Source organism: Bordetella avium (assembly GCF_034424645.1).
Lineage (GTDB): Bacteria > Pseudomonadota > Gammaproteobacteria > Burkholderiales > Burkholderiaceae_B > Bordetella > Bordetella avium.
In genome coordinates, this window is record NZ_CP139969.1 from 1501042 (window position 1) to 1516097 (window position 15056).

Annotated in this window: 5 protein-coding genes; all 5 read left to right on the forward strand. The window is 62.3% G+C overall.

Annotated elements, in window-relative coordinates; genetic code table 11:
- Positions 1–90 precede the first annotated feature (90 nt).
- The 5 genes from alaC (at position 91) to U0029_RS07265 (ending at position 14986) form a co-directional block, all read left to right on the forward strand.
- Positions 91–1278: an alanine transaminase gene (alaC, locus tag U0029_RS07245; protein WP_012417826.1), complete on the forward strand. Its 1188-nt coding sequence runs from the start codon at positions 91–93 to the stop codon at positions 1276–1278.
- Positions 1275–2579: a homoserine dehydrogenase gene (locus U0029_RS07250; protein WP_114852767.1), complete on the forward strand. Its 1305-nt coding sequence runs from the start codon at positions 1275–1277 to the stop codon at positions 2577–2579. Before alaC ends, U0029_RS07250 begins: the two co-directional genes overlap by 4 nt.
- Positions 2576–3985 (forward strand): threonine synthase, encoded by a 1410-nt coding sequence (gene thrC, locus U0029_RS07255; protein ID WP_012417824.1) that lies wholly within the window; start codon positions 2576–2578, stop codon positions 3983–3985. Before U0029_RS07250 ends, thrC begins: the two co-directional genes overlap by 4 nt.
- 489 nt (positions 3986–4474) lie before the next feature.
- The gene (locus U0029_RS07260; protein ID WP_012417823.1) at positions 4475–4696 is read left to right on the forward strand and encodes a YgdI/YgdR family lipoprotein; all 222 of its coding nucleotides are present in this window, start codon (positions 4475–4477) and stop codon (positions 4694–4696) included.
- Between the two features lie 261 nt (positions 4697–4957).
- A complete protein-coding gene (locus U0029_RS07265; protein ID WP_115600707.1) occupies positions 4958–14986 on the forward strand; it encodes a C80 family cysteine peptidase in 10029 nt (3342 codons plus the stop codon).
- The last annotated feature ends 70 nt before the right edge of the window (positions 14987–15056 follow it).

Below are 15056 nucleotides of genomic sequence, written 5' to 3' on the forward strand. Positions count from 1 at the left end.
CGGCCTGCAAGCATGCGGAGCAAGCCTTCATATTGCGCCGCGTCATTTTTCCCGCCTCTTTTCCCCTCGCCAATTTAGGATCCGCCCACCATGAGGAAGTTCTCGCGCATTGAGCGTCTGCCGCCCTATGTTTTTAATATCACCGGTGAGCTCAAGATGGCGGCACGGCGGCGCGGGGAAGATATTATCGATATGTCGATGGGCAACCCGGATGGCGCCACGCCGCAACATATCGTTGACAAGCTGATCGAGGTTTCGGCCCGACCGACAACGCATGGCTATTCTGTCTCCAAGGGCATCCCCCGTCTGCGCAAGGCGATCTGTGACTGGTATCAGCGCCGTTACGACGTCGAGCTTGATCCCGACTCCGAAGCGATTGTCACCATTGGTTCCAAGGAAGGCCTGGCGCACTTGATGCTGGCCACGCTGGATCGGGGCGATACCGTGCTGGTGCCCAATCCGAGCTACCCGATCCATATTTACGGCGCGGTCATCGCAGGCGCCAACATCCGCTCTGTGCGCATGACGCCGGGTGTGGATTTCTTCGAGGAGCTGGAACGCGCCGTGCGCGAGTCCATTCCCAAGCCCAAGATGATGATTTTGGGCTTTCCCAGCAATCCTACGGCGCAATGTGTTGATCTGTCTTTTTTTGAGCGGGTCGTGGCCCTGGCCAAAGAGCATGACATCCTCGTGGTGCATGATCTCGCCTACGCGGACATCTGCTTTGATGGCTATGTCGCGCCTTCTATCATGCAGGTGCCCGGCGCGCGCGATGTCGCCGTCGAGTTCTTCACCATGAGCAAGAGCTACAACATGGCGGGCTGGCGCATTGGCTATATGGTGGGCAACCGCGAATTGGTGGGCGCGCTGGCGCGCATCAAGAGTTATCACGATTACGGCACCTTCACGCCCATTCAGGTGGCATCCATCGCTGCCCTGGACGGTTCGCAGGATTGCGTGTCGGAAATCGTGCAGCAGTATCAGAGCCGCCGCGATGTGTTGGCGCGCGGCCTGCACGAAGCAGGTTGGAATGTGGAAATTCCGAAGGCGTCCATGTACATATGGGCGCAGATCCCCGAACCCTACAGGGCGATGGGCTCTTTGGAATTCTCCAAACGTGTCCTGTCGGATGCGAAAGTGGCCGTCTCCCCCGGGATCGGCTTCGGCGAGTACGGCGACGATTATGTTCGCTTCGCTCTTATCGAGAACGAGCAGCGCACGCGTCAGGCGGTGCGAGGCATCAAAGATATGTTCCGCAAGGACGGTTTGTTGAAATGAATCCGATGAAGGTAGGCCTGTTGGGCCTGGGTGTGGTGGGTGGCGGTACCTGGAGCGTGTTGACCCGTAACGCCGAAGAAATAGCGCGCCGCGCAGGACGGCGCATCGAAGTCACCCGGGTTGCGGTGCGCGACGTAGCCAAGGCGCGCGCGCGCCTGGGCGAGAGCATGGCCGTCTCGACCGATGTTCATGCGCTGGTGCGCGACCCGGATATCGATATCGTGGTCGAACTGATCGGCGGCGACACGCTTGCCCGCGAACTGGTGCTGGAGGCCATTGCCCAGGGCAAGCACGTGGTGACCGCCAACAAGGCCTTGCTCGCCAAACACGGCAATGAAATTTTCGCCGCCGCCTCCGAGCGCGGTGTGATGGTGGCTTTCGAGGCGGCCGTGGCGGGTGGCATTCCCATCATCAAGGCCATTCGCGAAGGTCTGACCGCCAACCGCATCGAATGGCTGGCCGGCATTATCAACGGCACCACCAATTTCATTCTTTCCGAGATGCGCTCGCGTGGTCTGCCGTTTGCAGAGGTGCTGGCCGAGGCGCAGCGCCTGGGTTATGCCGAAGCCGATCCCACCTTTGACGTCGAAGGCGTGGATGCCGCCCACAAGCTGACGTTGCTGGCCTCGCTGGCTTTCGGTATTCCGGTGCAGTTTGATCGCGCCTATATCGAAGGCATTTCGCAGTTGGCCCAGGAAGATATCGCCCATGCCGAGCGCCTGGGCTATCGTATCAAACTGCTGGGCATCACCAAACGCCGCCCTGATGGCATCGAACTGCGCGTGCATCCGGCTCTGGTCCCGGCTGAGCGCCTGCTGGCCAATGTCGAGGGCGCAATGAATGCCGTGCTGGTGCGCGGCGATGCCGTGGGCCCGACGCTGTACTACGGTCAGGGGGCGGGTGAAGAGCCGACCGCCTCGGCCGTGGTGGCCGATCTGGTCGACGTCACCCGTCTGCACACCGCCGATCCGGGCAATCGCGTGCCGCATCTGGCCTTCCAGCCCGATGCCATGTCGGATCTGCCCATTTTGCCGATCGAGCAGATTCACACCTCTTACTACCTGCGCCTGCGCGTGGATGACCGGCCGGGCGTGCTTGCCGACATCGCACGCATTCTGGCGGATCGCGCCATTTCCATCGGTTCCATGATCCAGGAGCCGTCCAACGTGGGCGGCGCTGATATCATTTTCCTGACCCATGAGGCGCTGGAGGGCAATGTGAACCAGGCGATCGCCAGCATCGAGTCGCTGCCCTTCGTGCGCTCCAAGGTAACCCGCCTGCGCATGGAGAATCTCACATGAAGTATGTATCGACCCGGGGCGGCATGGCGCCCCTGGACTTCTCCGACATTCTGCTTGAGGGTCTGGCGCCGGACGGCGGTCTGGCCGTGCCGCAGGAACTGCCTCACATCGATGCCGCCACGCTAGAGTCCTGGCGCGGGCTGTCTTATGCCGAGTTAGCCCTGGAAGTTCTGTCGCGTTTTGCCACCGATATTCCCAAGGATGATCTGTGTCAGCTGACGGCCGCTGCCTATAACGGCAGGGTTTTTTCCAGTGATGAGATCGTGCCCTTGCGGCCGCTCGCCGATGGCCTGCAATTGCTGGGTTTGTCTGAAGGCCCGACGCTGGCTTTCAAGGACATGGCCATGCAGTTTCTCGGCCAGGTCTTCGAATACGTGCTGACCAAGCGCGGCACGACGCTGAATATCGTCGGGGCCACCTCCGGCGATACGGGCTCCGCCGCCGAGTATGCCTTGCGCGGCAAGCGTGGCGTAGGCGTGTTCATGCTTTCTCCGCATGGCCGGATGAGCGCTTTCCAGCGCGCCCAGATGTACTCCTTGCAAGATGAGAACATCCACAATATTGCGGTCAAGGGTGTTTTCGATCAGGCCCAGGATATCGTCAAGGCTCTGGCCGGCGATCTGGCTTTCAAGGCGCGCTACCGCATCGGCGCCGTGAACTCGATCAACTGGGCGCGTATCGCCTCTCAGGTGGTGTACTACTTCCATGGCTGGCTGCGCGCTACCCGCACAGCGGGTCAGGAAGTGTCTTTTGCCGTGCCCTCTGGCAATTTTGGCAATATTCTCTCGGGTCATATCGCCCGCCGCATGGGTTTGCCGGTTCGACGCCTCGTGCTGGCTACCAACGAGAATAATGTGCTGGAAGAGTTCTTCCGCACCGGGGTTTACCGCCCGCGCGGGCCAGAGCAGACCTACGCGACGTCCAGCCCCTCCATGGACATTTCGCGCGCTTCCAATTTCGAGCGTTTCATCTACGATCTGCTAGATGGCGACGGTGAGCGTGTGCGCGCGCTCTGGAATGAGTTGGCGCAGAAGGGCAGCTTCGATCTGTCGGCCTATCGAGACGACTTCCTGACCCGATATGGATTTGTGTCGGGCGTGAGCACGCACGAAGATCGCCTGGCCACGATACGTACCATCTTCGACGAGACCGGCGTGCTGATCGATCCGCATACCGCCGATGGCGTGAAAGTGGCGCGTGACTTCGTCGAGCCGGGGGTTCCGATGCTGGTCCTCGAGACGGCTTTGCCCGCCAAGTTCTCCGATACCATTGAAGAGGCTCTGGGTCGCAGCGTGCCGCCGCCGGGCGAGTTGGCGGATCTGGAGTCCTTGCCGCAGCGCGTGACCGTGATGGATTGCGATGTTGACCAGGTGCGGGCTTTTATCGAGAAGCACGCCAAAGTCTGAGCTGTCCGCTACGGCAGTTGGAAAAAGCTGCCTGTGGTTTAACTGCCCCCCGAATGTTGGACAACATCCAACTGTCGGGGGGCAGTTTACTTTGCGCGGGCTTTTGTTTGCATAGGTAGAGAACCCCGTGGTTCGAATTACGTTCAGCCTGAGGATATCAGTCTGATCGAAAATGAATTATTGCGCGATGCATGCCTGAATCGGTACGGAATTGAATCGCCGGTATTGCGCGGCCAGGAAGGATGTGCGGGTATCAGACTTAAATTTGGCGTGTTCGACTGAGTTTTTCAGTTTTGTGCAGCCTGAATGCCTATCCAATGATTTTGAAAATTACGCTTAGGGATATTTTCTCAGCATTGTTACATTTTTGGCGGATAGGGGTTGCTCTACTTACAGTCCTACGCATTTTGCCGACACTCCGTCACGGTATCGGACGACCGGTCGACATAAAGTGGAATCACCGCTTTGATTGACTAAGGGAGGATAGCGATGAGCCTTAAACACCTGACTCTTGCCCTGGCTGTGAGTGGTTTTGGCGTCTTGGCGGGGTGTTCCTCGCCGTCGGTCGTCCAAAAATCCGATGGCAGCCAAGTCGTCACGCCTGACGAACCCGAGTATGACAAGAAATCCGGCATGTATCAGTACGAGCAGGATGGACGCAAGGTGCAGATTAACAAGGATGACGTAAAGTCGATAGAAGAAATCAAATAAATCCGATAGACGACATTCATGCTAGATATTTGCCCTTTTTGGCGCGTTAAGAATTATGAGCATGTTTTAGCCATGCTCAGGGCATAAAGCATTTGGCAGGGCTTTGAATCCACCTCGCGAGGTGGATTTTTTTGCTGCCCAGCAGTATCAGCTTGCTCGTCTCTATATTCGGAAATCAGCTACAAGCGTTTATCCGACCTGCGTTTAAGGTGCATACGTGCGCAGTTCCGCACATTTTTTCTTGCGCCTTAATTCGCCGAGATGAACAAACATTGCTACCGTCTGCGCTGGAGTCACCATACCCGTCAATGTGTGCCCGTCGCTGAAATCCTTTGCAGCGTGGGCGCTTCAGGCCGGCGGGGCGGGCGGCGCCAACGCTGGCGTTTGCTGCCCCTGGCGGCCAGCCTGGTTTTCGCCGGTCTGGACTCGGCGCTGGCGCAGCAACTAGCGGCCGATGGCCGGGTATCGATCGATACCGCGCCCAATGGCGTGGCGGTGATCGCTATCGCGCCGCCCGATGCCCAAGGCGTCTCGCGCAATCCCTTTCCCTCTTTTGACACCCGGCAGCCGGGCGCGGTGTTCAATAACAGCACCCGCGACGGGCGCTCGCAGCTGGCCGGGCAGTTGTTACGCAACCCGCGGCTGAGCGGCGGCCCCTCGGCCGCCCTGATTCTCGCCGAGGTGCAGGGGCTGGCGCCCAGCCATCTGAGCGGGGCGCTGGAGGTCTTCGGTCCGCGCGCGGCCCTGGTCATCGCCAACCCCAACGGCATCCAGGCCGACGGTCTGTCAACGATCAATGTCTCGGCCCTGACCCTGTCCACGGGCCGGGTGCTCGAGGGCGCGCCCAGGCTGTTGCTGGACGTGCGCCAGGGCGAGGTCACCCTTGGCGCGCAGGGCGTCAACACCGATGGGCTTGCCGCCTTTGATGTGGTCGCCCACACGATTCGGGTCCAGGGCGCGATCGCCCCGGGCTCGGGCGGCGCGCCCGCCGCGCTGCGGCTGCAAGCGGGCGCGAGCCGCTACGATGCGGCTCTGCGGGAGGTCATGCCCCAGACGCTGGAGACGGCAACGCCGGCCTTGATCGCCGGCTCGGCGCTGGGCGCCATGCACGGGGCCTACATCCGCTTGCGCGCCAGCGGCTCGGGCGCCGGGGTGCGCATGCAAGGGGTGCTGGCCTCGGCCCAGGACCTCATCGTGCAGGCCGACGGCCAGGTCAGCCTGCGCACAAGCGCCGCGCGGGGCGAGATCCGTGTCCAGGCGGGCCAGGACCTGGAGTTGGGCGCAGCCGATAGCCAGACCCTGGCCAGGCAGGCGCTCGCGTTGCACGCAGGCGGCGCGATTCAGGTGCAGGGCCAGGGGCAGGCGGGCAGGCTCACCATCGAGGGGCGCAGCCTGAGTTGGGATGCGGGCGTATGGCGCGTGCGGGGCGTCCCGGAGCACGAGGCGATCCGCATCACACTGGCCCAGGGGTATCGCAGCGCCAAGGCCGCCACGCTAACCCTGGATCAAGGCCATGCGCGCCTGCGAGCGGGCAGCCTGGCGCAGGCCGGCCTGCTTGCGGCCCGCGATGGGGAGATCCAGTTGCAGCTCGGCGGGGCGGCTCACAATGCCGGCCGCATCGAGGCCAGCCGGGCGCTGGTGATCAAGACACCCGCCACGCTGGACAATGCCGGCGAGTTACGCGGCCAGCGCTTGCAGGCCGAAGCGGCCGCGCTGCAAAACAGCGGCGCAATGCAAACGGTTGCGGGCGATCTGAGGCTCTTGAGCCAGACCACGCTGCGCAATAGCGGCCGGATCAGAAGCCAAGGCGAACTCCGCGCGCACAGCCTAGGCGCGCTCCTCAACACCGGCCAGATCGTCGGCGGCCAGTTGCTAGCCGTGCAGGCCAACCATCTGGACAACAGCGGCGCGTTGCAAGCGCAAGACCTGTTGGCGCAAACCCCCGGCGCGCTGGCCAACACGGGGCGCATCGAGGCGCAGCGCAGGCTGGATATCGCCACGGGCACGTATGCCAACACCGGCGTGATGGCAGGTCAGAACACCCGACTCAGCACCTCGCAGCCACTGACCCTGGACGCCCGCGCCGCCGCGCCCCAGGCGAGCAGCGCCCTGCGCATCAGCAGCCCCGCGATCACCGTGGCCGCCCCGCTCGCCTCGCCCGCCGCCCTCACCCTGCAGGCCACCGAAAGCGATCTGGACAACGCCAGCGCCATCACCGCCGGCCAGACCCTGGTGCTGCGCGCCCAAGGCGCCATCCGCAACCGGACGGGCGCGCTGATCTGGAGCGCGCAAGACCTGGGGCTGGCCAGCCAGGATCTCCTGAACGCACGCCATGGCCTGATCTATGCCCAGGGGGCCATGGCCATCGAAGCGCGGGGTCAGCTGATCAACCGCCTGGGCCGCATCGAGAGCGGCGCGGCAATGCAGATCGACACGCCCGATTTGCAAAACCTGGCCGAGGTCAGCGGCGATGTCCGGGTCGATCCCAGCCAGGGCGGCCGGGTGCGGGGCGCGAGGTATTCGGTGGGACGGTTTCTGCGTTCGGCCCATCTCCAGATCGGCGATTTCTCCGGCGGCGACATCGTCTCGACCTTGCAGGCCGAGCAGGGCGTCATTCACGCCGGCGGGGCCATGGCCGTGAACCAGGGCGCTCGCCACGGCCAGCCCAACCAGGTTTTGAACCAGGGCCGCTTGACCGCCCAGGGCCAGCAGGACATCGACGCCCAGGTGCGCAACACCTCCCCCTTCAAGCCGCTGTCGCTCATCGATTACTTCCAGCGCATCCCGGTCCCGTACGAGATATGGGACAGCGCGGCCAGCCTGAGCCCCATCGTACGCAAGCAAAGCCTGTACGCCTTGCTCGACCATGCCCTGACCCGGCATCCCAAGGAGAGCGACAACTGGTACAAGATCTGGGGGCTTTACGACTACAAAAACGCCTGGCTGGGCACCGCCCTGGCGCTGACCGATATGCGCCAGGCGCCCGCGCTCTCCAGCGCGCTGGCGCAGGCGCTGGGCGGTGACTGGCGCGGCCTGAGCGAGGACGAGCGCAGCCAACGCTGGCAGGCCTTGATCCAGGGCGAGCGCGGCGGCATCCTGCCCATCTATCCCGCGCAGACGGCCGTCATCGGCGGCAACCAGGGGGTGACGATACAGGGCGGCCTGCAAAACGGCGAGGCCATGCCCGCTCATTTGGAGGCGGGCCTGGACCCGGCGTTGCGCGCCGCCATGCAAACGGCCAAACAGGGGTGGAAGCCGCTGCCAGCAACGCCTGCAACATCGTTGAGCCCATCGCCAGCACCGACGCAGGCCAACACACAGCATCCACAAGCCGACCCTGCCACGCCGCCGGAGGGTGCGAACCACGCCACGCCAAGCGGAACGCCCTCACCGGCCTTGCCCGCCCAGGAGGCCGACGACTTTGCCGACACGCTGGCGCAACTGCTAGCCAACAACCATCTGTTCGGCCATGCGGGCCCTGTAGGCGCCGTGCCCACGCCCTATTACGAGACCCGGGTGCCGTTCGTGGACCCGAGCCGGTTCTATGGCTCGGCCTACTTCTTTGAGCGCGTCGGCTATCGGCCCCAGGCCCCGATGTATGTCGCAGGCGATAACTATTTTGATGACCGCTTTATCCGGCGTCAGGCCGAGCGGCTGATGGGCGCGCAGCTCTCGCGTATGCCGCACACGAACCTCGCCCGGCAGTTGATGGACAACGCCGCGCAGGCGCAGGCGGCGCTCGGGCTGCAAGTGGGCGTGGCGCCCACGGCCGAGCAACTGGCCCGGCTTCAGGACGATATCGTTTGGTATACCTGGCACGAGATCGACGGCCAGTCCGTGTTGATGCCCCAGGTCTATCTCGGCCAAGGGACGCGCGCCCAGCCCGCGGTCGGCGCAGCGCTGGCCTCGGCAGGCGATATCCGGGTCGAGGGCGGCGCTATCCAGCAGAATAACGCCTGGATCGCGGGCCGCACCGTGCGCTTGCAGGCCGGGGCGAACGATGTGCAAATCGTCAATAGCGACGGCGTACGGGGCGGCGTGCAGGCCGATGAGGCGGTGGACATCGCCGGGCGCAATCTCTATATCAAGGGCGGCGTCATCCAGGGCAAGACCGTGACGCTGGCGGCGCAGCACAGGCTGGAGATCGTCACCGGGCGCGCCGCCGACGGCCAGGGCCAGTTCCGCCGCGATACGCACACCGGCGTGTTCGCGGGCGACAGCCTGTCCGCGCAGGCCGGACAAGACCTCCTTATGCGCGGCGCCCAGCTCGCGGGCGAGCGCGTCGCTCTCCAGGCCAATAATGCTTACCTGGGCGAAGTGCGCCAAGCCTCGGGCCAACGCGAACACCATTTCAACAGCGACTTTCTGACGCTGTTTTTTGCCGAGTCCAATGCCCGCCACACCCAGAACCAGGGGGCCGGCAGCACGATACAGGCCGACACGCTGGATTTGAATATCGGTCATGACCTGGGCCTGCTCGGCGGCCAGATACAGGCCCGCCGCACCACGGGCCAGATCGGCGGGGACATGGTGGCCGTGGCCTCGGCCCGCCACACCATGTCCACGCAGCAAGATATAGCCTTCGAACTCATGATCGGCGCGCGCGCGGGCGCCGGCGGCCAGGAAGCCAGCGCCACGGCCAATCAGTACTCGGGCCACAAGAGCGCGGCCGGTCAGGGCGCGATGTCGGGCGCCGAGGCGCGCACCGGGATCAGTTTCTCCTACGCGCACGCCCACTCCCAGGCGACAACCCATCACAATGCCCAGCTCAACCTCGGTGCGGGCAGGCTCGAAGTCGGCGGGCGCCTGGACCTGGGCGGCGCCGATATCAACGCCGATCGCGCCCAGGACACCGCCGCCCACGCCGGCACCCTGGCGATCTCGGCCCAGGCCATCGAGAGCACCCGCTACCTCGACACGGCAAGCTCGCAGGAAGAAAGCGGCGGCTTCTTCGTGGGGCTCAAGGCCAATGCCCGATCCTCCCTGCTCGATGTCGCCACCCATATCGGCACCACCGCGCAGCAGGGCCAGCAGGCCGAGGTGGACCCCGGGCTGACCGCCTTGCAGGCCGTCGGCGATGTGAGCAATCTGGTGCTCAACGACACCGGCGAGGTCTCGGCCAGCCTGGGCGCCGAGCTGAGTTACGGCCGCAGCGACCACCACCAGCAAAGCGAGAACAGCCACATCCTGGGCGGCAACCTGCACCTCACCAGCACACAGGGCGACATCGAGCTCGTGGGCGCGCGCTTTGCGGGCGGCGAGTCGGTGGTGCTCGATGCCGCCCACGCCCTGCACATCCGCAGCGCGCAAAGCACCGAGTCCGCCAGCAGCCAGTCCCATAGCCTGTCGGGCTATATGAACTACAGCGCCAGTTGCAATGCGGTCCAGGGCGCCTGCGGCGCCAGCGGCAATGTCAGCCTGGGCGGCTCGCACACCACCAGCCAACTCGAGGCACGGCGCTATGCCAACAGCCAAATCCAGGCTCAGCACATCACCCTGAAATCCGGCGGCGACACGAACTTGATCGGCACACGCGCGCAGGCCGATCAAGCGCTCACGGTGCAAGCCGGCGGGTCGCTGCGTCTCGACACCCTGCAAGACCATCAGCGCAGCGCCTCCAACGGCGGAGACTGGAGCCTGTCGGCAGGCGCGGGCGTGAACACCCGCACCCTGGGCGCGGTCCTCTTCAATGCCGGCGTCACGGTGCATCACGAACACGACAACTACGACACCACCACACAGGCCGCCGGCCTGCACGCCGGCCAGCGCCTGACGATGCGGGTCGGGCGCGACGCCGCCCTCACCGGCGCGGCCATCACGGCGGCGGGCCCGGGCTCCTCGGTAGACATCGGGGGCAAGCTGATCGCCCGGACCCTGCAAGCATCCCGCGATCATGACGGCGGCTACGGCGGGGCTTCGGCCGGCATCTCGCAATCGAGCAGCCTGCCCACCCTCACACTCAATGCGGGCCGCATCGCGGGCGAGCACTACGCCGCTACTTTGAACGCGACCGTGGATATAGGTCAAACGCGGGGCAACGGCACACTACAGGCCGCCACCGAAGGGCCGCTCATGCAGCAGGCCACTCAACAAGAGGTCGTCCAGCACAAGCGGCGCTGGGCCCAGAACGACATCCAGATCACCTTCTCCAAGCTGGATGTAGGCAGCAAGCAAGCCAAACAGAAAATGGCCCGGGGCGAGCTCGATGGCCTCACGGCTATGGACCTCAAACGTAACCGGGTCGGCAAAATCGCCCCAGCCGGTATGGCCTCTGATCATGACGGCATGAGCGCCGCCCTGCGCGCGCCCGTTCCGGATAAGGCCGGGCCAGCCGGCGCGGGAACCGTGCTGCGCTCCTCATCACCTGATGTGGAAAGGAGCGATATGGGCCGTGCCGAAGCGACTCTTGAAAGGCCGGAGCTTTATCTCCGCGACGCTGGGCTCGGGCCCCAGCGCGACGTCAACCGGACAGAGGCGTCACCCGCCTCAGTGGTGACCAAGACTTCCAGCGCCAGCGGCGCAGATGTTATGGGCTCGTCCGCTGACGAAGCGCGCGCGGGCCCGGTACATCCGACTCCAGCCATTAACCTAAATCTTGCTCGGAATGAGCGGCATCAGGACGGCACGATAGTGACCCAAGCCGCGGGCGCTGCCGCGATGCCAGAGGCGCGTATTGTGAGGCGTGGCGGCGTGGCGATCGCGCAAAATGATTCGGCCACACAGCTTGTTGTCCTCGCACATGGCGGCTGGAAAGCAAAAACCCGAGAGAAAACACGGTTTTCCCGGCAGAAGGGCGATGGTTATTTTAGCCTGCCTGATACAAGCCGAATCGACTTTTATAGCCAGGATGGATCGGTCACGGCCGGTAAGTGGGTCTATGACGAAGTCACGAAGCGGCCGCATAGCGCAAAGGTCGGACTTGAGCCTGTGCCACCGTTCACCCCTGAAGAAGTGGTGCAACTGTCGCAGTCCAGAGACAGACCCTTAGAAAAAGTCCAGGCCCTTGTTGAGGCGTGGACGGTGAGGCGCGGGGAAAGTGCGCAGGGCGGTTCGCATATCAAAAACTATGCGCTTTATCGGCATCCTGAGGTCGACCGCAAGGTGCTGGCTCAGCATCATGAGGGGGGACGTAATCCCGACATCGATCTGGCCATCGTCACAGACCCCAGACACAAAGTGTCGCTCAAGCATCTGCTGGACGTGGCGCACGCCTCCCACGGGCCTTATGAGGTCGTGCACTTCGCGGCATGTCGCACATGCCGCGACAGTACAGACAAATACGACCGGCGCTCGGTGGTTGTCATGCACGATGACCCATTGGTAGAGCAAGCAGCCCGGCGTTTAGCGCGCAAGCATCCCGACAATACCGATTTGATGCGACGCTTACCGACGGGTGAGTTGCAGATGCTATCGCAGGCGTCTGCGGCCAAGGATGGGCGAGTCAAAGTGCAACTGCTTGGTCATGGCATGCGCGACGATCAGGGGCGTCCTGGCCTGGGCGGCGTGGATGTTGAGGGCGTGGCCGCCACCTTGTTGCACCTGGGGGTAGGAAGCCCCAAATGGCCATCCGCCAAGGTGGCCCTGGTCGGCTGCCACACAAGCGACTGCGGCGGTTTGGATGAGGCCTTGCGCCGCCAATTGCAGTCGCAGCTCCTCTATGCCATGCCCGATATCCGAGGGTATGCCTCCAGGATAGAGGTGAACGAGAAGGGCGCAAAGCGCCGGGTGCAAGAGGGCGGTCTTGGTAACGCTGCCGGAAAGATGAAGCATCAGTCGGTTGAGGGAGCTGCGCCGAGGCTGGTTGAAGGTCAGGGTGCTCGCAAGCTACATCAAAACGCTCATGCCTCGCTTTCACAAAGCGGTACAGCCAAACAACTCCTCATCTGTGCCCACGGGGCTTACGATCCTGATGAGTCCGTGCAGGCTGAGATCATGCTGCCTGCCGATACGCGCATGGACTTTTATGCAAAAGAGGGGGATGTATCCACCGCGTTGCCGCGGTTTTTGATCCCTCAATATCCCCTGTTTGCTGAGCTTGGTTTCCCAGCTATTACGCCAGATAGCCGGCAGTACTATCGGAAAAAAGCCCTCCAGCAACACAAAAGTTTTGGCGAAATTCTTAAGCAGCAAGGGGAAGCTGCAAGGCGCAAAGAAGTAGCATGGGGGGATCTTGTCAAAAATTACCGCCTGATTCCGGTTGCCACAACGGAAGAGCACATCAGTTCTTATCATCAGCATCCGCCCAGCAAAGAGGTGGATTTGGCTGTTATCAGGCAGGGCGTGACGTCGGCACGCTTGAGCGACATCTTCGAACTTGTTGAGCAGGCAGGGCATCACTACCCTATCATGCATTTCGTGGCTTGCCGATCCTGCTCGTCTGCAACACCGGCACAGCAACAACCCCTGTTTGAGTGGGCAGCCCCAAACACGGGTCCTGTCCGCCCGCTAGCGGACAAACAGGATATCTATGGTCAGCGTCTAATCATCCAGCACGGTAATGACGATATGACGGCCCGGGCTGCCAGGCGCTTGTTCGGCAAACATCCGCACAACAGTACGGTGGTCATGCAGGATGAGCATGAACAGCTGCAATTGCTGCGGCACGGCGACAAACTGTCTACGGGCAGCGTCAAAATCCAGTTGGTCGGGCATGGCAGCGAATTCAGGCGACAGCCGATTTTAGGGGGGAGTGATGCGCGTGAATTAAGCGACTTGACTCGTCAGGCGTTGCAGCAGCTCCAGGTCGATCCTGGGCGCGTCGCCAAGGTCAGCTTGGTTGGCTGCAATACTGCCGATTGTGCTAGCGGCTCCCTGGCTGCGGAGTTCGCGCATGCTTGGGTGGGTTCGGGCGAGGGGACGATGCCTCGGATTGTGGGATACGCTGGGCAGGTAGACGTCGATGCTAATGGGCGCAAATTGCAGGTGCAAGACGGCGGTCTGGGCGGTGGCTGGTCATGTCATCGGGGGCAGGGATGCTTTGCACCGCACGTTGATGATGACTCGGATTCTGATGATGACGTGGACTCAAGTGCCCAAGCTCGGGGTTTTCGCCCCTTCGATCCCTCAGTCGTCAAGTACGAGAGCTACAGCACAAAGTCGGGCCGCCGTCTGCTGGCCAACGATATCGCACAAATCTCGCAAAGCGGCAGCGCGGATCAATTAATCGTTTCGGCTCACGGGCTATGGGTTGATTACAACCCAGTCGTACCTAATGAGTATGACGGATATACCCTAGCTCCGTCAGACGTGCCTGTGTATTTCTATAGTACGGACGGAGTCAGCACTTATGATTCCGTGTTCTCCAATTTGCTTAGAGCTCCCGATCTTGCTTTGCAAGGCATGCCGGCCATCAATTTTAGAGACCGTACATCCATTCAAAATAACGCTCTGCTGGCGAGATGGTCGTTTGGCAGATTTCGAGACTTTCTAGAGAAAACAAGTCAACGTATGGAGGTCATTACCCCGGGGGGGTTGATGAAAAACTATCGTTTGGACCCCGAGACGACCGCCGACTTGCACCTAGTCCATAACGGCAATGCTTACCCGCGTTTCGACATCGTCACGCCGCTTCCTCAGATAGATCAAAAAATAGTGCGGTTCTCGGATATCGTGAATTTTGTGGCCGCAACGGGTCATAGCGATCAATACGCAGCAATGCACATGATCACTTGCAGAAATTGTTTCGATGGGTCAGGGCAGCTCATACATACAGGGGAAAGTATTGATAGCCTACAAACGGTCGACAGTATCGCAACAATGTCGTCCCTGGGTTCGCTCTTGGCCTCGCCGGCCGAGGAGACCCCTGATCGCTATGGTTCGCGCGTGATTCTTCAGGTCGATGCCGATCAACAATCGGATATCGCTGCGGGCCGGTTGGCTGGAAAACATGCGGATAACACCGTCTGGATGCAGTTGCGCCCAGGCGACCGGCTACACACCGTTTACCGGGGACCCCAAGTGGCTTCAGGCCCGCAGAAAATCCAGCTTGTCGGTCACGGAGGTACTTATAAAGGCACACCGATTATCGGTGGCGTCAATGCCCGCGAAGCGGCGATCTACATCAGGGAAATCAAGCGACATGTCGCGGGATCAGTACTGGAAAAAGTGACGCTAGTGGGATGTGAAACAGCCCATTGCGAAGGGAATGATTTGCGCGAAAACTTGATGAAACAGCTGCTGAACCCGATAGGGGCGTCGCCGCAGGTGCAAGGCTATCCTGGAGGGGTCGATGTTGCGCCGGGCGGGCACAAGATACCCGTCCTGCATGGTGGGTTGGATTTTGCGCAATGAGTCAGGACAGCGCATGACCCCAGAATCGGGGTCATGCTTGCGGTCGAGGGGAGGGCGCTAGAAAGCCGAT